A 21,243-nucleotide genomic window follows, 5' to 3' on the forward strand; every position below is an offset into this window, starting at 1 on the left:
TCCAGAGCGTATGGCGAAAGCTGTGCGCTCTGTTGCTTTTTGTTATGTCTTGTGGTATAATACATAAAAAAGGAGTGATAGCCATGCCTGAGAAGAATTATCCGACTATAGAAGAGCTTAATGAAAAGACTGTGCCACACGGCAATCTTGTCGGCTGCTCCTACAGCGCAAGCTCCAGTGGGATGATGTATAACTCAAACGCCCTCTACTATATCAGCGTCGATGCAGATGATGAGGGGCAGCTCATCACCCTTCGCCGTAAACAGTCGCTTCAAAACGAAACACAGAGCACCTACAGGGCGGCTGCGGATATCCTGGCTTTGATAAACTCTCTCGCAGAGCGTGAGAATATGCCTGCCTGGGGCGAGCTTGAATACAGGCAGGAGTATGTGGTGTTTGATTATTCTCAGAGCGAGGGGCTCACACTTTATTATGACGACACACCCACAGGCGGCTATAAAAAGACCCCCGTCAATATAAACGCTCAGGCTGTCAGGCAGCAGGGCAGAGGCGATGTGATAAAGGAGTTTGTCGATATCCTCGAAAAGGGGATAGACAATGCCGAGGTCATCGAGGAAGCTGCCCCCACGCCCCCTGCGCCGGATATGCGAGGCCTTATGCTGTTCAAAGACATAGACAACACCCCCAAAGCCGAGCCCAAAGAGCCTGCCCCCGGCTGCTGGTGCTGCCGCTGCTGCGGCTGTGTGACCAATACAGGCCGTTTCTGCTGCGAGTGCGGCTCGAAAAGGCCGCAGGAATGACAGGATATGGGAATCTATTATAACCACCTTATAGTTTTGATATAGGCAATATTGCACAATTTTTGTGTGATATTGCTATATTTTTTACAATGCGATTGACAATTATTAATTTTTCTGTTATAATTTATATAATAGTATTGTTGTGTAAAAATTTTTGAATATCACATTCATGTGAGGTGAAGAGTAATGGAAAATTTCAGGTTTACCGATGCAGAGATAATAATGATGGAATCATCGGGAATACCTTTTGCATTTTATCAGTTCGTTGATAAGAGGGTGGTGACGCTTCTCCTGTCAAGGGGCTTCCGTGATATGTTCGGTTATGAAGATAAGGCGCAGGCGTACTATGATATGGATAACGATATGTACAAGGACGTTCACCCTGATGACGCTGCCCGTATAGCTGATGCTGCCGTGAGATTTGCGACAGAGGGCGGAAAGTATGACGTTATCTACCGCTCGAAATCACCTGACGGCGACGGCTATAATATTATCCACGCACAGGGCGAGCATTTCTATACAAATACAGGTGTTAAGCTCGCACAGGTGTGGTATATAAACGAGGGCAAGCATAACGAGAACGAGTCCTCTGACGGCCAGCTCAGCCGCAGTCTTAATAAAGCCCTGCATGACGACAGCTTTCAGCGTGCAACTGTGTATGACCACCTTACCGGCCTTCCGAGCATGACGTATTTCTTTGAGCTCGCAACATCTAAAAAGACCGAGATGCTTAGCCGTGACGGCCACCCGGCGCTGCTTTATATGGACTTTGCCGGAATGAAGTATTTCAACCATAAACACGGCTTCACCGAGGGCGACAAGCTGCTCCAGGCGTTTGCAAGAACGATAGCAGCTGAATTCGGCAACGAGAACTGCTGCCGCTTGGGGCAGGACCATTTTGCTGTAATAACCACAGGCGATGACCTTGAAGCTACGCTCGAAAGGCTCTTTGAGAAGTGCAAGACCATAAACGAGGGGCGCTCTCTGCCTGTCCATGTTGGTGTGTTTCTGCACTGGTATGAAGGCATAGTTGCAAGTACAGCGTGCGACAGGGCGAAGTTTGCCTGCGATACGCTCACAAACAACCTGTCAAGCGGCTACGGCTTTTATAATATGTCTATGATGGACGCTGAGGAAAAGCAGCAGTATATCATAGCAAACCTCGACCGTGCGATATCCGAGGGCTGGATAAAGGTGTACTACCAGCCGATAGTGCGTGCGGTAAACGGCAGGGTCTGCGATGAGGAGGCTCTTGCAAGGTGGATAGACCCGCTTAAGGGCTTTATGTCGCCTGCTGATTTTATACCCGTGCTGGAGGAGCATAATCTTATATACAAGCTCGACCTCTATGTGGTCGACTGTGTGCTCAAAAAGATAAGAGTTATTGAGGAGGCTGGGCTCAACCTGATGCCCCAGTCTGTCAACCTCTCACGCTCGGATTTCGACTGCTGCGATATGGTGGAGGAGATACGCCGCCGTGTCGATGACGCAGGCATCAGCCGCAGCCTTCTGACCATTGAGATAACCGAGAGCACTCTCGGGCAGGATTTTGAATTTATAAAGGCTCAGGTCGAGCGTTTCAGAGAGCTTGGCTTCGCTGTGTGGATGGACGACTTCGGAAGCGGCTATTCATCGCTCGATGTTTTGCAAAGTGTCAGGTTTGACCTTATCAAGTTCGATATGCACTTTATGCGCCAGTTTGACGAGGGCAATAACGCCAAGGTCATTCTTACAGAGCTTCTCAAAATGGCCACCTCGCTCGGCATAGACACTATATGCGAGGGCGTTGAGACGGCAGAGCAGGTGCAGTTCTTGCAGGAAACAGGCTGCCTTAAGCTGCAGGGCTTCTATTTTGACAGGCCTATACCAGTTGAAAAGATAATTGAAAAATACGCAAAGGGTATGCAGATAGGCTTCGAGAACCCCGATGAGTCGTCATATTACGAGGCCATAGGCCGTGTTAATCTTCACGACCTTGCTGTTATAACGCAGGAGAACCTGGGCGAATTCGACAATATATTTAATACCCTGCCTATGGGTATAATAGAGACACATAATGGCCAGGTGCGCTTTGCACGCACCAACCAGACCTACAGAGACTTTATGCTGCGCAATTTCGGGCTTAAGGTCACAGACAAGCCGGAGCCGTTTTTCAACACCCCCGGTGCGCTCGCTTCACCCTTTATGAAAGGGCTTTTGCAGAGCAGCCAGTATGACGGGCTTTTGTATATTGATGAGACTATGCCTGACGGCTCGCTCGCTCACTCGTGTATGCGCCGCCTTGCTGTAAACCCCGTCACCGGCACGACAGCGACGGCTGTGGTAGTTCTGTCTGTATCAAACGCAGAGCAGGGCATCACATATGCAAATATCGCAAGAGCTCTCGCAGCCGATTACTTTAACCTTTTCTATGTGAATATCGAGACTGAGAGATTTATAGAATATACCTCGGCAGCAGGCTATGATGAGCTCGCAGTTGAAAGACACGGCGAGAACTTCTTCGAGCAGAGCCGTATCGACGCCGTGAAGTATATCCACAGTGAGGACAGCGAGAGCTTTGTAAACGCCTTTACAAAGGAAAACGTTCTGCGCATGATAGACGAGCAGGGGCAGTTTATGACGACCTACAGGCTCGTTTCGACCGCCGACCCCTTATATGTGCAGATGAAGGGTATGCGTATGCCGCATGACCCGAAGCATATAATAATAGGTGTCAGCAATATCGACATGCAGATGAAGCAGAAGCTCAAGCTCGAACACGCACACCGCAACGAGATGGTATTCTCACGCATAATGGCGCTCTCGGGCGACTATATATGCATATACTTTGTTGATATCGTCAGCGGAGATTACATCGAGTACAACGCTGCGAATGCCTACAGCTCGCTCGGCTTTGCCAAGGAGGGCAAGGATTTCTTCGAGCAGTCAAGGACAGACGGTAAAACAGTTATGCTGCCCGATGAATACGAGAGGTTTTTCAGCAGCTTCAGCAAGGAAAAGATATTTGAAGCGATAAGAAAGAACGGCCAGTTCGTACTGAGCTATCACCTTCTGATAGACGGTGAGCAGATACCGGTCGAGCTGAAGGCCGCACTCGTTCGTGAGGGAAATGCTGACAAGCTCATAGTGGGAGTATACAAGCAAAGATAAAAGACACTTCAGAGGAGAATTGAGATAATGGGAAAAAAGCGTTTTTTCTCTATAAGAATAAAGATGTATATATTCGTTTTCCTTGCAACGTTCACAGTCGTTTTCGGAGTGTCGATGATAGCATACAAAACAAGTGCGAAAAGCATAGACGACTACTACAAGCAGGCAGCTTCCAACAATGCAAAGAATGTCGCTTCCTTTGTTGACGGCGATTTCCTTGCGGAGTTTGGCAAAGTGTTGGCAACTGATGAATACCAGCAGCTCCGTGAAAAGGCGGAGGAGGAAGATGACGAACAGGCTATAGAGGACTATCTCAAAGAAAAAGGCGTTTGGGATAAGTTTTCCGAGATACGAGGCTATATCTCCAAGTATCTCAGGAACATATCCGATATGAAGTATATATACATAGTTGCCGACACAGACAAGGACGCAACAGAGGATATGTACCTTATAACCGACGACACAGGAGAGATCTATGAGACCGGTTACATCGAGGAGCGTGAGGCAGAGCTCTGCGGATATGACATTGAAGATATGCCCGAGCCGACTATATCCAACGGCGTGTGGGGCTGGCTGTGCTCTGATTTCAAGCCTGTTCATGACAAAAACGGCGACTGCGTGGCCATTGTCGGCTGTGACTACGACATGGACGATGTGATGAATGAAAGATACACCATGCTCATAAGCATCATCATCGGGTCGCTGTTGTTTTCCGTGACGGTGCTTGCAGGGTCGGTGCTGTTTATCAATTTAGTTGTCGTAGGGCCGCTTGACAAGATAACAGCCGAGATGAAGCACTTCACCCCCTCAGAGCACATGAGCTACGAGGAAGCAGGTGTTATCGAGCTTAAGATAAAGAGCCACGACGAGATAAACGAGATATACCAGGGCATACGCTCCATGCAGATAAACATAATCGACTACTTAAACGATATGTCGGTGCTCATGGAAGACAAGCAGAAGGCCGAGCGTGACATCGAGGACAAGGATAGGCAGATAGGCCGCTTAAGCGAGCAGACCTACAAGGACGCACTGACAAGTGTCGGCAACAAGAGCGCATACATCAAGAAGGTAGACGAGCTCAATGCTGCGATAAATGACGGCAGTGCGGAATTTGCACTTGTCATGATAGACCTTAATCACTTAAAACAGGTAAACGACGACTACGGCCACAAGGCAGGCGACCAGTACATCATCGGCAGCTGCCGCATGGCCTGCGAGGCTTTCAAGCATTCGCCCGTATACAGGATAGGCGGCGATGAGTTCGTGGTGATACTCCAGGGCGCAGACTATAACGACCGCAGGGAGATATTTGACAAGCTCAAAGCCGGCTTTGCAGAGAGCTACAGCCGCACAGATGCCGACCCGTGGTGCAGATACTCAGCCGCACTCGGCATGGCAGAAAAGGCCTCTGACGATTCGACCGCAGAACTGGTCTTCAGGCGTGCCGACAAGGCGATGTACAACGACAAAATGGCTTTCAAGAACAAATACGGAAGCTACAGATAGAAGAATTCAAGGCACTTTTGTCAGAAAAAGACATGAGTGCCTTTTTGCATCACATCTATTGACTGCTGCAGCCTGTGTGTGGTATAATATAACAGTACTTAAAGATAACAGAAAGGGGCTTTTTGATATGAGCTTTTTAGGTGATCTGCTGTGGCTTGTCTGCGGCGGCTTATTAAGCGGGCTGGGCTGGCTTTGCGCCGGGCTGTTCTGGTGCATAACTATAGTCGGCATACCCATTGGCATACAGTGCATCAAGCTATCCGGAATGTCGTTCGCTCCATTTGGCAAGGAGGTCAGATACGAGGGCGGTGCAGGGTCGTTTCTTGTAAACATACTGTGGTTCTTTTTCTCAGGCTTAGAGCTTGCGCTCGGCAACTTTTTCCTCGGCTGTCTGCTGTGCATAACTGTCGTTGGCATACCCTTCGGAATGCAGTTTTTCAAGCTCGCCAAGCTCTCCCTTGCGCCGTTCGGTGCGGTGGTAGAAAACGCATGATATGAGGTACATAACAGTCACAAGGCACTCGCTTATTGCGGGTGCTTTTTGTGGCAATAAAAAAATAGTGAATAATGCTCAGTCTCTCCACAAGGAGCACTTTTGATCATTTCACTATTCGCTATTCACTATTAACTAAACCCTTACAGCATATGACGGATACCCATATTGAAGTTTTGCCCCGAAGCACTTTATCGTGATTCGGGGCATTTTTTATTCGGGTGTTAAGATAAATCATAATTTTGACAATTCAGCTAATTCGTCTTTAGAGTATTCCTTATAATATTTTGAGGTAGGAGACAGCATTGAATCTGTTGTATCCGGAATAATTTTCATTAGTTTTTGTAAGTTGATCTCAGCAGGCATAGAAAGAAAATTTCCATCCTCATCTTCAAATTTTATTGCGCAGAAAATAAAATGTCCATTCTCATAATCAATATCAAAATAATTTGATACTTCAGTCTTATCAACATCTAAATACTCATCTTGTTTTGCAATAAAATTTTCATAAATAAATTCAAACAGCGCTTCTTTACTTATTTTAATGACTCTCACTTTATCTTTATCCATAGAATACTCCTTTTAATTCCGATTTTTGTCAGTAACAATTATAACACAGTATTGAAGGTCTGTCAATAGAAACGCCATAGTACTTCTGACTTTGGATCAGAAGTACTATGGCATAAAACTTCTATATCAGCGCAGCCCATAAGCTGTAAGGGCGTTTCTGGTCGAGGTGACAGGACTTGAACCTGCGGCCTCTGCGTCCCGAACGCAGCGCTCTACCAAACTGAGCCACACCTCGATGTGCTGTTAGATTTCATCACCAAATTATTATATCATATTTTTCCGCGCTTGTCAATGTTTTTTTGAAAAAAAGATATAGAGGAAAATTATGGCTGTTGCAAAATGCTACAAAAATCAGATATAATATTGTCATATTATTACGAAATATACAAAATGGTATTGACTTTGTGATGGATTGGTGATATTATTATATCATAATAGCATAGTTGTATGCTGTTAATATATTATACAATAGGAAGTGTTGTTATGAAAAAGACAAGCAGATGCAAGAGGATCGTTGCTATGTTTATGGTAATGGCTTCTGTTGTAAGCAGTGCTGCTGTTTTGCCAACAGACAGTAATATCTCATTATTCTCTGATTCGGCAATAACAGCCGAGGCAAAGGTGGCAAAGTATACTTCATGGAGACAAACAGATGATAAGTGGAAGTCAAGGCTCATCACACCGAGTGATAAGAACAGTACACTTGCAGGCTATGGCTGTGCTGTTACTTCTATCGCTATGAATGTTGTTAAGGCCGGTCTGCGCACAGAGGATAATTTTGACCCTGGAAAGTGCCTTACAGACCTTCAGAAGGCAGGCGCTTTTGATAAAAACAGCTGCATTTCATGGAATAAGGTGACAAAGGCTTATCCTAAGCTCGTTTATAAGAATACTGTAAATGTAGCAAGCAAGAAAAAGGCTGATGCTATCAAAGCTGTCGGTAATTATCTTGATAAGGGTTATTATCTCTTGGTAGGTGTATCTTGCAGGAAAGACGGCAAGTGCAATCACTATGTTTGCCCGATAAGCAAAACCAAAGACGGCGATATCAAGATCGCTGATCCGGGCGGAACAGGTCAGACAAAGCTCTCGGGTTATAAGGTTTGCAATATTGTAGGCTTTAAAAAGACCGGAGATGTTGGTACTAAAAACCTTAAAGGCATTGCTGATATTATGGACGACTTCATAAAAACTACCATCCACAGCACAGTTCTTAAGGACGGCGGTACTTATAGAATACGCACAGCAGCTTCCAATAGTAAGCTATATATAGGTACTAAGAGCAACGGTACTTCCAAGAAGACAAATGTTCAGTTTGTTAAAAAGAACGCTTCTTCAAGCCTGTGGGTAGCACACTATAATGCAAAAACCAATGCATGGTATTTCACACTTAAGGATAATAAGAAGGTAGTTCTTAATCTGTATGCTGATGATATAGTTTCCAAGACAAATGCTAACCTTTATACATTTGTTGCTAATGATAAAACTCAGGAGTTTATGATCGAAGCTCAGAAGGATAACAAGTTCTATATCAGAAATGCAGCTAATACTAAGGTGGTTCTTGATGCATATGGCAGCGCTGGTTCTCAGAAGGTCGGCTCAAATATATGGAGCTACACATTCACAAAGAATGAAAAGACTCAGCTCTGGATATTTGAAAAGGTATCATGATCTGCTGACAGAGAATAAAACATGATAAAAGCATATATCCCCCTGCACTCCGCAGGGGGACTTTTTTATGCCCAAATTCAATTCACGCCGAAACCTTCGCCCTATACTTCAAACTTATCTTATCCGTAATAAGCGCTATGAACTCGCTGTTTGTCGGCTTGCCCTTGCCCGTGTTTACGGTGTAGCCGAAGAAAGAATTCAGCGTGTCGATGTCGCCTCTGTCCCACGCTATCTCGATAGCATGACGGATAGCACGCTCAACACGGGAGCTGGTGGTCGAGAATTTCTTTGCAACGGTCGGGTAGAGTATCTTTGTGACACTTTCAAGCATCTCCCTGTCGTTGACCGAGCTGATTATCGCCTCACGCAGATAGTGATAACCCTTGATGTGCGCAGGCACGCCTATCTGATGTATTATGTCAGTGACGATTATTTCAAGCGAGGTCTGGTCGAGCGGCCTGTGTGAGGTCGCACTCATGCCTGTGGATATGTCCGAATCTATCTCTAAAAGCGCCTTTATCCTCTCGCCTAAGATGTTCACATCAAAGGGGCGCAGCATGAAGTACGCTGCCCCGGCATTCATCACCTGCTGCTCGATAAAGGCATTCTCGTAGCTGCTCGTGATGATGAACAGCGGCTTTTTGTCAAGCGCCTGAGAGCGCCTTATCATTTCAATAGCATCTACCGACGGCAGTACGGCATCGCATATCACAGCGTCCGGCTGCTCGTTTTTTATCGCATCGAATATCTTGCCGCCGTCCTTGCTTCTCGTTATCACGAAAAATCCCATGCTCCTGAGCGCCGAGGCAGTTGCCACCCCGTACTGAGCCGAATCGTCACCTATGAGTATCTTTATCTTACCTGTCATTGTGTTTTCCTCCGTTGTCAATTGTATTGTAATGTGTGCGCACGTTTTTTCCTTACAATAACTATCATATCATACCACAAATCAAAAATCAATAACTTTTCGGGATTTTTCACAACAAAATTATCCTATATTTATGCATAATACACCATAATAATGCTAATAATATAACAAACTGAGATAATTCTCAAATATATGACTATAGTCCGTCGTTTTCGACAACAGAAGACCTTTTATCTGCCGTCTGCTGCCTGCTCTCCGATGTCTGCGCTCTGCTTCATTGTTATATACATCTTCTCTGCAAATACCGCATAGCCCCTCGTGGGGTCTTCTGTGAAGACGTGCGTCACAGCGCCTATCAGCCTGCCGTCCTGTATTATCGGGCTGCCGCTCATGCCCTGAACTATGCCGCCGGTCTTGTCTGTCAGCTCGTCGTCGGTTATCTTTATTATCATCGAGTGCTCGGCATCGTCTGACAGATCAACGCTTTCTATCTCGATGCCGTATTTCTGCGGCTCGCCGTTGTCAAGAGTGGTGTAGATATATGCTTCCCCTTCGTGCGCCTCCTGCTTGTAGCCAAGCGGCACCGCCCCATGCTCAGACGGCGATGAGAAAAGCCTGCCGAATACCCCACACCCTGTGTTCAGCGAAAGCGTGCCTGCCGCCGCCGATGAGCAGAAATGCCCTTTGAGCTCGCCGGGGTCGCCTTCAACGCTCTTTTCATAGCCGGTTATCTCGACCTCGCCTACATTTCCCTCGGAAAGCGGCAGCGGCTGCCTTGTGTCGGCATCGCATATCGGGTGGCCTAACCCTCCGAAGCCGCCGCACTGCTCATCGTAAAAGGTCAGTGTGCCTATGCCTGCCGATGAGTCACGCACCCACATTCCTGCACGGTACTTTCCGCCTGCCAGCTCCGGGGTGAGCGTCATGTTCATGACCTTGCCCATGCGCTTTACCGTTACGCTTACAGGCTCGCCGCCGCTTTGCTCGACTATGCCTGAGATGTCGTCGTTAGAAGAAACGCACTGCCCGTCAACGCTTGTGATAATGTCGCCTATGCGTATGCCGCACCTCGCCGCCGGGCAGGACATATCCCCGTCAAAGCCGCCGTCTGCCTGCAGGTCTATCACCAGCACTCCGTCAGTGATGAGCCTTATCCCGAACGGCTCACCGCAGGGTACGAGCATAGGCCTGGCTTTCGTGCTTGCCTGAATGTCCTTTATCGGCACCGTGCCAAAGAGCTTTAGCGTATAGGTGCGTGAGGAGTCAGCCCCGGTTATTGCCTGATAGCTGCCCTGACCGTCGGCTGTTATGTCAAAAAACGTCTGTAACGCCGGCGGCCCTGATGTGTATATGCTGTCAGGCAGCGCAGAGGAATAATACCCCGTCAGCCCCAGCACCGAAAGTGCCGCAGCCCCTAAGAAAACAGCCGAGCGTTTGAAAAATCTCTTCATTTTTGATTACGTCCTTTCTGAATTGAACTCATTTTTATTTTTGGCTTTTTTGAAGATTTAATACAGACGGCAATGCAAGTATTATTTTCTTTGGTTTGAATGAAATATATTTCTATTCAAAGAAAATATTTGTGTTGCAAAAAGAATAATATTATGATATAATAAGCATTGGCATTGTTTTATTTAAAAAGAAAGCAGCATATACGGCGTGCTTGTGACAGAATACATTAAAGGTAAAGGTGAAAACGGCTTTGAAATCAAAAAAAGAACGCCTTAAGGAACGATCACTTAAGCAGATAGAGCAGAAAAAAGAGATAGAAAAAGAAGAACAGGAGCTTAAAGAAAAAGTCAGGGAAAAAGATACTCTCAGCCTTTCATCAGTAAGGCTGCTCAAAAAAGAGCCGATATACTGCCTTTTGCTCAAACTCATAGCGGTGGGCGTTTATATCTATTCCTGCTTCTACTACGGCGGTGTGACTATTATAGGTATATTCACCGGGCAGGTGCATGAGGTGCCTAAGAAATATGCTGTGTATATGCTCATAGGCGTTGTGCTGCTGCTTGCGGCGCTGCTGCTGATGTTCTTTAAAAAGTATATAGTTTCCTTCGTGCTCAATGCCGCTGGAACTATATTATATATGAAGACTTCCGTATTTCTTGTAGAAACAGTGCGAAGAATGCTTAACGATAACTACATAAGTGACCCTGATATACAAAACCTTGATAAGATCTATGTGCGCCGCCATTATCCCGAGATAGCTTTTCTTGTTCTGGGGCTGGTGCTGCTGCTTATCAGTATCATCAGGCGCTATCTCAGATACCGCAAGCTAAGAAACGAGCGTGACAACGCACCTGTCAAGAGCATCATCGACGACTGAGAAAGTGTGTTTTTGACTGTGTAATATTGTTATAAAACTTAAGGCAACACCGCCGGGCCACCGGCGGATACCTTTGCACGCCATCCACTTGCAAATTTTCCGTCATATTACCCAAATTTACCTTGAAATACGTTAGTATTCCTGCGGTAAATTTAGCCAATCTGACGAAAAATTTGACTGCGTGTCTGACGTACAATGGCCCAGCGGTGTTGCCTTAATAAAAGTATAAAAAGCGCACCTGCCGGGTGCGTTTTTTGTTGTATTTTCGGGTTGACAAGGGGAGCTTTTGTGTGATATAATAATTAATGTATGTCGATATGTGTGGTTTTTTGTACACATAAAGGCGATTTGATGATAAAGGGGATTTTGTTTTTGGTTTTTGCAGATCTTTTCTTTATATACTTCTTTCTGCCCGTCTGTTTGATATTCTATTTCATGACGAGGAACCTGCATATCAGAAACGCCGTGCTGATAGTTTTCTCACTGGTGTTCTATGCGTGGGGCGAGCCTGTGTGGGTCTGCCTGCTGGTGTTCTCGGCGGTGGTCGATTACATAAACGGCCTTGTGATAGAAAAAAACCGGGGCAAAACGCCGGCGAGGCTTGCAGTCGTCTGCTCGCTCGTGATAAACTTAGGGCTTCTCGTGGCGTTCAAGTATTCAGGCTTTATAGTCGAGAATGTCAATAACCTTGTCGGCACAGAGTTCACCGTGCCGAATATAAGGCTGCCGATAGGCATATCCTTCTATACCTTCCAGACGATATCCTATACTATCGACTGCTATAGAGATAAGGTGCCCACACAGCATAATTTCTTCAAGTTCCTTATGTATGTGTCGCTTTTCCCGCAGCTCGTCGCAGGGCCTATAGTGCGCTATTCGACGATAGGCAAGGAGATAGAATACCGCACCTCGGATATGCAGATGGTGTCAGAGGGCATCTCACGCATAATCTTAGGCCTTGGCAAAAAGGTCATCATCGCAAACGCTATCAGCAAGATAGTTTCCACCTGCTTCGGCGAGGCATCAGACGGCTATGCGGCTGTAAGCACAGTGTCTGTGACAGGTGCATGGTTCGGCGGAATAATGGTCGCACTGTGGTATTACTACGATTTCTCGGGATATTCCGATATAGCCATAGGTCTTGGCAGGATATTCGGCTTCCACTTTGATGAGAACTTCAAGTATCCGCTCATATCCAAGTCTATTTCTGAATTCTGGCGCAGATGGCATATATCCCTCTCGTCGTGGTTCCGTGATTATGTGTATATCCCCCTCGGCGGCAACAGGGTCAGCAAGGGCAGGCATCTGCTCAATATAATGATAGTCTGGTCGCTCACAGGCCTTTGGCACGGTGCGAGCTGGAACTTCCCGATATGGGGCATATACTTCGGCATCTTCCTGCTTATCGAGATAGGCATAGGCAAGGAGAGGCTTCAAAAGATCCCTGCCGTGCTGCTGCATATCTATACCGTGCTCGTGGTAGGCTTCGGCTTCGGTATATTCTACTTTGACAAGACAGGGCCGCTTTTGAAGTTCTTCAAGGCGACAGTCGGCGCTAACGGCAACCCGTTAACTGATACTATAACCAAGACAGTTATCAGGAACAACGCATATATACTTGTGGCAGTCGTGCTGTTTACCATGCCTATCGTTCCCAAGATAAAGGAGCGCTGCATGAAAAACAGAACGAGCGCTGTCGTGATACAGTCAGCAGGCGTTGTGTGCAACCTTGCCATACTGCTTATTTGCAGCATACTGCTCGTTAATACTACAAATAATCCGTTCTTGTATTTCAGATTCTGACAGGTGAGTTATTATGAAGAATAAAGACAAAAAGCCGCTTGACGGCAGCTTTGACCCCTCAAAGCAGCTTGAAAAGCTCGATAAGCTCTTTGCCGAGAGCATAAGCCGGCTCGACAGCTTCGACGCTCTGACCGGCAATGACGAGTGGGAAAAGGTCGATGAGGAGGCCGCCGCTAAAACAAAGGCGGATATCGACGAGCAGTTCATGGCTCTTGAGGTTATAAAAAAGGCTAAAAAGGAAAAGAAGCACAAGGAAACCAAAGAGAAAAAAGAACCCGAAGTGGTCACAGAGACTAAAGAAGAAACTGAGGTCAGCGAGACTGAGGACAGTGTACCTGAGACCAAGGAGCCTGAGGACAGCGAGCCTTCGGAGGAAAGCGAAAAGGCACAGGAGACAGAGGAGGAGCAGGAGCCCCCGGCAGAGCTTGATAACCCCTATGTGCCCGATGACCTTAATGAGAAGAAAAAGAAAAAGTACGAGCCTGTTCTCCCTGTAGTTTTTGAGGGGGAGGACGCTGTGATAAAGATGACTGTCTCTGACGATGAGGAGGAGGCTATCGAGCAGGAAAGGCTGCTTGCCAAGGAGGAGTACGACAAGCTGTTTGAGGAGCTCTATCATGTTGAGCCGCCCAAAAAGCGTGAGCCCAACCTCTTCCGCTCGGAGTTCCGCTTTATAAACGCTGCCTGCTGCCTGCTGTGCATATTCGGCATATTTGCATATCTGCTATTTGCCGACCGAGAGAGCGGCTTTATAAACTCGGAAAACAGAATGCTCGCTACAATGCCGAGCTTTTCAAAGGACAGCTACTTTGACGGCAGCTTTGCAAAGAAAGTGACCGAGTATTTTACAGACACAGTTCCCGGCAGAGAGGAGCTCAAAAGAATGAGCGCTGATATAACCTCTCACTACGGCCCCAAGGACGACGTAAAGATATCCTCAAACGTCAAGGTCGTCAAGAAAGAGGTGCTCGAAGAGCCCTCAAAGATAGTGACTACTGCTACTGCCAATGTCAATATAGCTGCTGTGGTAGACGACGACAGCTCTGAAGAGGACGGCGGCGACGGCGGCGAGCCCAAGGAGACAGAGCCTGAGGAAAAGATAACCACCATGCAGGAGCAGGTAAAGCAGGTGGAGACAAACTTTGATGAGGGCACTGTCTACGGCAGCGTTATCGTCGAGGGCTCGGGCAACAATGTTAGAGCAGTCTCGGCTTTCTACGGTACTTTTGAAAACTCTGAGCTTTATGCAAAGACGATAAACAAGTACAAGCAGGAGCTCGGCAGCAAGGTGAATGTCTATAATATGCCTATACCGATATCCTCGGCATACTATATCCCCAAGAACTTTGAGGACACGGTTGCGAGCCAGCCTGACAATATCGAGGTCATGAGGCGAAACGTCAAGGACATCATCACGGTTGATGTTTACCCTGAGCTTGAAAAGCACACCGAGGAGTATATCTATTCCCGTACAGACCACCACTGGCAGCCGCTTGGCGCATACTACGCAGGCAAGATATTTGCAGAAGCAGCAGGCGTAAACTACCCTGAGCTCTCGGAATACGGCAGATACTTCAAGGAAGACTTCTGCGGCACTATGTATATGTACAGCGACTACAACGAGGAGATAAAGAACCACCCCGACACCTTCACATACTTCAAGCCGAAGAATGAATACAAGACCTACTACTACAACACCGACTTCACAAACAAGAGGGAAGACGTGCTGTTCTATGACTACGCAGAGGGTGTCAACACCTACTCTGTATTCATGGGCGGCGACGAGCTCATCTGCCAGATAGACACCGACGTCAAGAACGGCCGTACACTCGTTATCTTCAAGGACAGCTTCGGCAATGCTCTTGTTCCGTTCATGGTAGGCGGCTTTGAGCATATCTATGTTGTCGATTTCAGATACTTCAACGTAAATGCTATAGACTTCCTGAAGCAAGTCAAGTGTACCGACCTGCTGTTTGCGATGTCGATATCCTCTATGGACACCCCCTCGCACATCACAACTCTTGATAACGACAGGATACAGTACAGGAAATAATCAGGTAACAGGTAACAGTTGAGGTATCGGCTACGCCGATGTATTTAAGGCAACACCGCACAAAGACCGCCTGACGGCTTTGTACGCATCTTACTTGCAGCTTTTCCGTCATATCGCCCAAATCCACCTTGAAATACGGTAGTATTCCTGCGGCAGATCTGGGTGATCTGACGAAAAATCTGACTGCGTGATCTGCGCACAATCTTCGTGCGGTATTGCCTTAAAAGATCAGCCCCCGAGGTTTTCATAACTTCGGGGGCTTTGCTGTTGGGGGAGGAACCGCCCGAACGTGCATACGTCCGCCTTTGGCGGAAACCTTACCTGTTACCTGTTACCTGTAACCTGTTACCTGAAAAAGCCCCCTGTTTACAAAAAGCGTAAAGTGTGGTATAATGTCATAAAGACCACTTTGGGGGTGAAGGATATGGAAAATGAAAAGTTTCAGCTTATCAATGGCGTCGATGTTGAGCTCGACGATAGCGTGATAAGCGCATATACAGAGAATGATTCCGGCTTTGAGGCGGTGGTGAGCGCTGAGAAGATTCCTCAGCTCGTGGGCAGCTTTATAGGTCTGCTCGATGAGCCTGTTTTCTTCTTTCTTGAACTGCCTAAAAACGCCGACGAAGAAGACACGGGGTATGATATCTACTACCTCGACAACTGCACCATACCCGTTGCAAAGGCTATCATGAAGCGCTACGGCGAGCTGCTCGTGCAGGACGGTATATCACGCTTCGGCTTCGGGTCGCATTCTTCAAACGACGAGATATATGTTATGGACTATCAGCAGATATCCATTTACTGCCCCGAAAAGCGAAAGACCGCAGCCCTGCTCTCAGACCTTAGCATAAAGAAGGTCAACAAGCTCAGAACAATGTGGGAGGGCTTCTCTGAGGAGACCCCCGGCATCAGCCTGAGAGTAGACGTAAACGGCGAGAATGTTTTTGATATAGTCGAAAACCTTAAAAGCGAAGGAATGTATAAAGCAGAAGACAAGTAACAGAAAGGAAAGTGAAGTTTATGAACATCTGGCACGATATTTCACCCAAGGCGATAAGCAAAAAGAAATTCACCTCAGTTATCGAGATACCCAAGGGCTCAAAGGTCAAGTATGAGCTTGACAAGACGACAGGCCTTCTCAAAATGGACAGAATTCTTTATACCTCGACCCACTACCCGGCAAATTACGGCTTTATACCGAGGACATATGCCGAGGACGGCGACCCTCTCGATGTGCTCGTGCTCTGTTCTGAGACGCTCGTGCCGCTGTCGCTCGTTGACTGCTACCCGATAGGCGTTATATCCATGCTCGATAACGGCGCTGCTGACGAGAAGATAATCGCTATACCCTTCAATGACCCTACATACAATATGTATACCGATATATCCCAGCTGCCTGCGCATATCTTTGATGAGATGAGCCATTTCTTCACGGTGTATAAGCAGCTTGAAGGCAAGGACACCGTGATAGACGATGTAAAGGGCGAACAGGAGGCAGTTGAGATAGTTCAGTCCTGCATGGACAGATATATCGAGTACTACTGTAAATGACACCGTTTGAAAAGAGCTTCAGGGAGCTTAGGTTTAAGATGACACTGCGTGGCGTTGTCTTCGCAGTGCTTATGATAAGCATGGTCGTTTCGATGTTTGTCGGGGCTGTGCGTATCCCGTCAAGGACAGCAAATGAAACGGCTATCTCTGCGGTGAAAGAGTCACTCTACACGATAGCCGTGTGTGACCTGATGGCGGCTTTCTGCCTGCTGGGGGCTGTGTATCTTATCCTTGATGCTTTTGCTATGCTCATACGAAACAAGACCTCGTCTGTTAAGGTCTATAAAATGCTCAAAGACCCCGGCAACCCGCACCTTAAGCCTGACAACAGGCCTGCGAAGCTGTTTGTAAAGAGCATCATAGGATATATCATCGCTCTCGGTGCGGCAGGGTTCATTTCAGTGTTTTGCTTTTGCAGGTCGCATTCGTTTCTCTGTACGGCGGAGGGCGATTTCGGCATAAAGCATCTGCGCAACACTATCTATAACGTCACGCTTGACGAAAAGCTTGAAAGTATATCCACAGGCTATATCGACGTTATGACATTTGAGACCTGCGGAGTGCCGTATATCGACAAGCTCGGCTCGGATGACAACTGCTGCTGGGTCAAGACTGCCGACGGCGTGAGCCTGCCGATAACAGCGCTCGATAAAGCAGTCATGCAAAAGCTATGGGAGCGCAACGAAAAGCGCCGTGAGAATATCATTAAGGTGAGATACTTTAAGCGCTCGGGGCTTATCGAGTCGTATGAGTTCGTGTCTGACCACAGGGATATCGAGAGGTTTGACCTGCCGAAGGTGGGGCTGGAGCTTGATGACAGCTTTGTCGTTACAAGGCCTGAGGACATGAAGGAGTACGGCGATATCGCATGGCTTGTCGAGCGAAACGGCGAGCTTATGCACCCAAAGAGCGAGAGCGGCAGCCTGCCGTATTCTCTCCCGGCACTGACAAAGACGCTGGATATACCGGCTGTCGAGTGGGATGGCAGGGAGGATATCACAGGCGAGTATACTGTGACGCTCGTCAAGGTGTTCACATACCCTGACCCTGAGGGGTACTCAGACCCTGAGACAGAGGTATTGCCGGTGAGCGACACTGTCAGCTTCACTGTCGCAGGCGGAAGCGATATCATAAAAGCTCTCGGCGATGAAAAGCTAAATATAACTGTCGATGAAAAGGCGTTTACCGTGACTATGCCAAAGCTGCCCGACGGCTTTGCGAGGTATGTCGATATCTACCTTGCGCAGGAGATGACAGGCAGGCTGGTCGGCACAGAGTTCGGCTATAACCCCTATACGATAAACTATGACTACGCCGAGGGGCAGACTATCAACCTGCGCAGTATATCCGCACATCACAGGATATATGCCTATGCCCTTGACGATGAGGGGAACGCTGTGCCTATAAGCAACATAGTCGAGTTTGACTATATGACCGATGAAGACCGGAGCGATGAGGACGAGCGGCAGAAAAAGCTCGAATTCTTCGAGCCTGTGCTTCAGGCGCTCGAAAACCACGACTCGGCGGCGATAAAGGCATTGTTTTCAAAGAACGTGATAGACAACAACGCCGATATCGACAAGAGCATAGAGAAGATATTTAAGATATACAAGGGCGGAAGGATAGACCGTGATGCGCTCTATCCCTATACCGAGGAATACACCTCCTACGACGGCAAGACGCAGGAATGCTACGGCAATCTGTGGATAACCACCGTTGAGGGCACCTCCTGCCGCATAGATATCACCAGGTGCTATAAAAACGGCGATATCAAGGACAACGTCGGCATGACGTATTTCAGTATATCAGACGGCGAGACTTACGATTCGTTCACTATAAGATGATGTTTACCCTGTGAGGGCTGTGCTGCCCTTGCAGGGTGTCTTTTTTGGCGCTTGTAATAATTATCTCATTTAACATAAAATGCGTAACCCTTTTGAAATAATTGCCGCCCACAATATGTAGTGTCTGCGCCGTTTGCTTTTAAAAAGTAAAAAAATTAGTCAAAATACGAGAAAATGATGAAAAACCTATTGACGAATACAAGATATTGTGGTATAGTTATATATGTAAGAGTAAATTGACAATATACTGATATATGAACTGCCGACACAATATGTAGATGTGCGGCAAATATGCTGCCGGCTGTGCTGAAAATCGCAGTCGGGTGTTTTTGCAGCGCTGGGCGTTCATAAAAATTTTACATATTACAGGCTGGTTACTACATATCGTGCAATTGTAACATCACTCGCCCATAAATGCAGTATTGCGACGGCGGTTTTCCCTTGTTTACACCCCATATGAAGGAAAATGAAATAAATGTTCGGTTGCAATTTATAAAATAATAGTGTATAATATGTGTATCGGCGGTAAAAAGTGCGAAAAAGTGGTATTGAGTGCCTAAATCGCATAAATCCAGACGCCGTAAGGGGTGGATCCGTTGCAGGACAGGCTTAAAGGTAACTTCTCTCAGACTATGGACGTCAAGGGAAGAATGAGCTTTCCGCAGAAGCTCAGAGATGAGATAGGCGACAGATTCATCGTTACCAAGGGCATCGACGGCTGCCTTTTCGTCTACTCGAATGAGAATTTCGAGGCAATATGCGAAAAGCTGCGTGCTATCCCGATGATAAGAGGCAGGGCTATACAGCGCAATATCATGTCATGGGCGATAGAGGTCGAGGCGGACAAGCAGGGGAGGATACTTATTCCCCAGAACCTGCGTGAGCAGGCAGGGCTTGTAAAGGATGTCATCGTTTCCGGCGTTTTTGACAGATGCGAGATATGGGATAAGCAGCGCTTTGACGAGATGAACGCATCAGTCGATGAGGAGGAGCTCATGAAGGCTCTTGAAGGGACAGAATTTTAATGGAATTTAAGCATTTTTCGGTAATGCTTGATGAGTGTATAGAAGGGCTTGCGATAAAGCCCGACGGGGTATATGTAGACGGTACCGCAGGCGGTGCCGGGCATTCAAGGGAGATAGCAAAGCGCCTTGAAAACGGGCTGCTGATAGCTATAGACCGTGACCCCGAGGCTGTGAAAACAGCGTCGCAGAGGCTTGAGGGCTATAACGCAAAGGTAGTGCTCTCAAACTATGACGAGATAAGACAGGTGCTCGACCGGTCAGGCATAGAGGGAGTTGACGGCATACTCCTTGACCTGGGCGTTTCGTCATACCAGCTCGATAACGCAGAGAGGGGCTTTAGCTACCATAACGATGCGCCGCTCGATATGAGAATGAGCAGCAGCGGTATGAGCGCCCGTGACGTTGTAAACGATTATGCAGAGAGCCAGCTTGCCGATATCATTTTCAGATACGGCGAGGAGAAATACGCAAAAAGCATTGCCAGAGGCATAGCTAAGGCAAGAGAGCAGGGAGCTATCGAAACTACCGCTCAGCTTGCGGAGATAGTAAAAAATAACGTGCCGCAGAAGGCACGCAGAGAAAAGAACCCCTGTAAAAAGACCTTCCAGGCGATAAGGATAGAGGTCAACGGGGAGCTTGAACACCTTTCAAACGCACTCGATGCTGCGTTTGACTGCCTGAATGTCGGCGGAAGAATGTGTATAATCACATTCCACTCGCTTGAAGACAGGCTCGTAAAGCAGAGATTTGCAGAGTATTGCAGGGGCTGCGAGTGCCCGCCGGATTTCCCGGTGTGCGTCTGCGGAAAGACCCCGAGCGGCAGGCTCGTCAACAGAAAGCCAATTACCGCATCAGAGCAGGAGCTTGAAGTCAATAACCGCTCACGCTCGGCAAAGCTCAGAATAATTGAAAAACTAAAAGACAGAGAAGTTGTGTAAATGTATACGGGGCAGAGAAATAAGCCCCTGAGGGATCGGTGAGGAAATATGTCAAAGCAGAATTTAGCTTATAATTACGACCTTGAAGAACTGCGTGAGCAGGAAACTGACCGTAAAAGGAAGATCGCCCACGAAAGCGGCACCTTTACCTTTGACAGGGTGATAGTTGCAAGGTTCGTTGCGATATTTATTCTCGCAGGTGTGCTGCTGGCAGCTATAATGTACGGCAGGGTCGAGCTCAGCTCGCTCTACAGCAGGCAGGCACAGCTCCAGGCAGAGCTTGAGCAGTATGAGAACGAGAACAAGAGCCTGGAATCAGAGCTCGCTCAGAAAACAGGCCTTACAAAGGTCGAGTCATACGCAGAGGACGAGCTTGGGCTGCAAAAGCTCAACAAGAGCCAGATAGAATACATAAGAGTTAAAAAGGACGCAGTCTCTGAGCCTGTTAAGCAGGAGGACGACAATGTATTCATGAGGATAAAGAAGACCATAGGAGGGATTCTGGAATATCTCGGGCTCAAATAAAATAATAATTATTTAAGAAAGTTAAGGACTTTATGTGCTTAGCTTTCTTGTCTTATATAAAATTAAGAGGCAAATTGTAAGATAGGGCAAAATGCTGTCGAAAAAACGACTTTAGCCCGTTAAAATGCACAAACTGATGATGAAAGGAACCGA

17 protein-coding genes and 1 tRNA gene are annotated in these 21,243 nt (G+C 47.2%); 14 read left to right on the forward strand and 4 right to left on the reverse strand.

The annotated features are described in order from the left end of the window. Positions 1-83 precede the first annotated feature (83 nt). The 4 genes from CD05_RS0101600 (at position 84) to CD05_RS0101615 (ending at position 5,913) form a co-directional block, all read left to right on the forward strand. Positions 84-761, forward strand: coding sequence for a hypothetical protein (locus CD05_RS0101600; RefSeq protein WP_028509018.1), 678 nt, complete (start codon positions 84-86; stop codon positions 759-761). 186 nt (positions 762-947) lie between these two features. Continuing rightward, complete coding sequence (locus CD05_RS19360) at positions 948-3,911, forward strand: GGDEF domain-containing phosphodiesterase (protein ID WP_051588759.1); 2,964 nt, start codon at positions 948-950, stop codon at positions 3,909-3,911. Positions 3,912-3,938: 27 nt separating this feature from the next. Continuing rightward, a complete protein-coding gene (locus CD05_RS0101610) occupies positions 3,939-5,420 on the forward strand; it encodes a GGDEF domain-containing protein (RefSeq protein ID WP_028509019.1) in 1,482 nt (493 codons plus the stop codon). Between the two features lie 127 nt (positions 5,421-5,547). Beyond that, the gene (locus tag CD05_RS0101615; protein WP_028509020.1) at positions 5,548-5,913 is read left to right on the forward strand and encodes a YccF domain-containing protein; all 366 of its coding nucleotides are present in this window, start codon (positions 5,548-5,550) and stop codon (positions 5,911-5,913) included. Positions 5,914-6,147: 234 nt separating this feature from the next. Here the strand turns inward: CD05_RS0101615 and CD05_RS0101620 are convergent, their stop codons facing one another. Beyond that, on the reverse strand, positions 6,148-6,483 hold the full coding sequence (locus CD05_RS0101620) for a hypothetical protein (protein WP_028509021.1): 336 nt from the start codon (positions 6,481-6,483) through the stop codon (positions 6,148-6,150). Positions 6,484-6,641: 158 nt separating this feature from the next. After that, positions 6,642-6,718, reverse strand: a tRNA-Pro gene (locus CD05_RS0101625). A gap of 248 nt (positions 6,719-6,966) precedes the next feature. On the opposite strand from CD05_RS0101625, the gene CD05_RS0101630 reads away from it, so the two are divergent. After that, entirely contained in the window at positions 6,967-8,154 is a 1,188-nt protein-coding gene (locus CD05_RS0101630) for a hypothetical protein (protein ID WP_028509022.1), read from the forward strand. Between the two features lie 82 nt (positions 8,155-8,236). Here the strand turns inward: CD05_RS0101630 and spo0A are convergent, their stop codons facing one another. Together spo0A and spoIVB are read right to left on the reverse strand one after the other, a co-directional pair. Beyond that, complete coding sequence (gene spo0A, locus CD05_RS0101635) at positions 8,237-9,022, reverse strand: sporulation transcription factor Spo0A (protein ID WP_028509023.1); 786 nt, start codon at positions 9,020-9,022, stop codon at positions 8,237-8,239. A gap of 230 nt (positions 9,023-9,252) precedes the next feature. Further along, on the reverse strand, positions 9,253-10,473 hold the full coding sequence (gene spoIVB, locus CD05_RS17030; protein ID WP_051588760.1) for a SpoIVB peptidase: 1,221 nt from the start codon (positions 10,471-10,473) through the stop codon (positions 9,253-9,255). 251 nt (positions 10,474-10,724) lie between these two features. Between spoIVB and CD05_RS0101645 the strand changes: the two genes are divergently transcribed. The 9 genes from CD05_RS0101645 to CD05_RS17045 all read left to right on the forward strand — a co-directional run bounded on the left by CD05_RS0101645 (position 10,725) and on the right by CD05_RS17045 (position 21,090). Further along, entirely contained in the window at positions 10,725-11,351 is a 627-nt protein-coding gene (locus tag CD05_RS0101645; protein ID WP_028509024.1) for a hypothetical protein, read from the forward strand. Between the two features lie 372 nt (positions 11,352-11,723). Beyond that, positions 11,724-13,154 (forward strand): MBOAT family O-acyltransferase, encoded by a 1,431-nt coding sequence (locus CD05_RS0101650; protein WP_028509025.1) that lies wholly within the window; start codon positions 11,724-11,726, stop codon positions 13,152-13,154. A gap of 13 nt (positions 13,155-13,167) precedes the next feature. Further along, positions 13,168-15,207, forward strand: a complete 2,040-nt coding sequence (locus tag CD05_RS19365) for a DHHW family protein (protein WP_051588761.1) — start codon at positions 13,168-13,170, stop codon at positions 15,205-15,207. Positions 15,208-15,631: 424 nt separating this feature from the next. Beyond that, a complete protein-coding gene (locus CD05_RS0101660; protein ID WP_028509026.1) occupies positions 15,632-16,207 on the forward strand; it encodes a hypothetical protein in 576 nt (191 codons plus the stop codon). A 20-nt stretch (positions 16,208-16,227) separates the two neighbouring features. Continuing rightward, complete coding sequence (locus CD05_RS0101665) at positions 16,228-16,758, forward strand: inorganic diphosphatase (RefSeq protein WP_028509027.1); 531 nt, start codon at positions 16,228-16,230, stop codon at positions 16,756-16,758. Beyond that, entirely contained in the window at positions 16,755-18,602 is a 1,848-nt protein-coding gene (locus CD05_RS0101670; protein ID WP_028509028.1) for a DUF5104 domain-containing protein, read from the forward strand. The genes CD05_RS0101665 and CD05_RS0101670 overlap by 4 nt, the downstream gene beginning before the upstream one ends. 596 nt (positions 18,603-19,198) lie before the next feature. Next, positions 19,199-19,627, forward strand: a complete 429-nt coding sequence (gene mraZ, locus CD05_RS0101675) for a division/cell wall cluster transcriptional repressor MraZ (protein WP_242841218.1) — start codon at positions 19,199-19,201, stop codon at positions 19,625-19,627. Then, positions 19,627-20,565, forward strand: coding sequence for a 16S rRNA (cytosine(1402)-N(4))-methyltransferase RsmH (gene rsmH, locus CD05_RS0101680; protein ID WP_028509030.1), 939 nt, complete (start codon positions 19,627-19,629; stop codon positions 20,563-20,565). The genes mraZ and rsmH overlap by 1 nt, the downstream gene beginning before the upstream one ends. A gap of 48 nt (positions 20,566-20,613) precedes the next feature. Further along, positions 20,614-21,090 (forward strand): cell division protein FtsL, encoded by a 477-nt coding sequence (locus CD05_RS17045; RefSeq protein ID WP_051588762.1) that lies wholly within the window; start codon positions 20,614-20,616, stop codon positions 21,088-21,090. Positions 21,091-21,243: the final 153 nt, after the last annotated feature.

It is taken from the genome of Ruminococcus sp. NK3A76 (genome assembly GCF_000686125.1).
In the GTDB taxonomy this organism is placed as follows: domain Bacteria; phylum Bacillota; class Clostridia; order Oscillospirales; family Ruminococcaceae; genus NK3A76.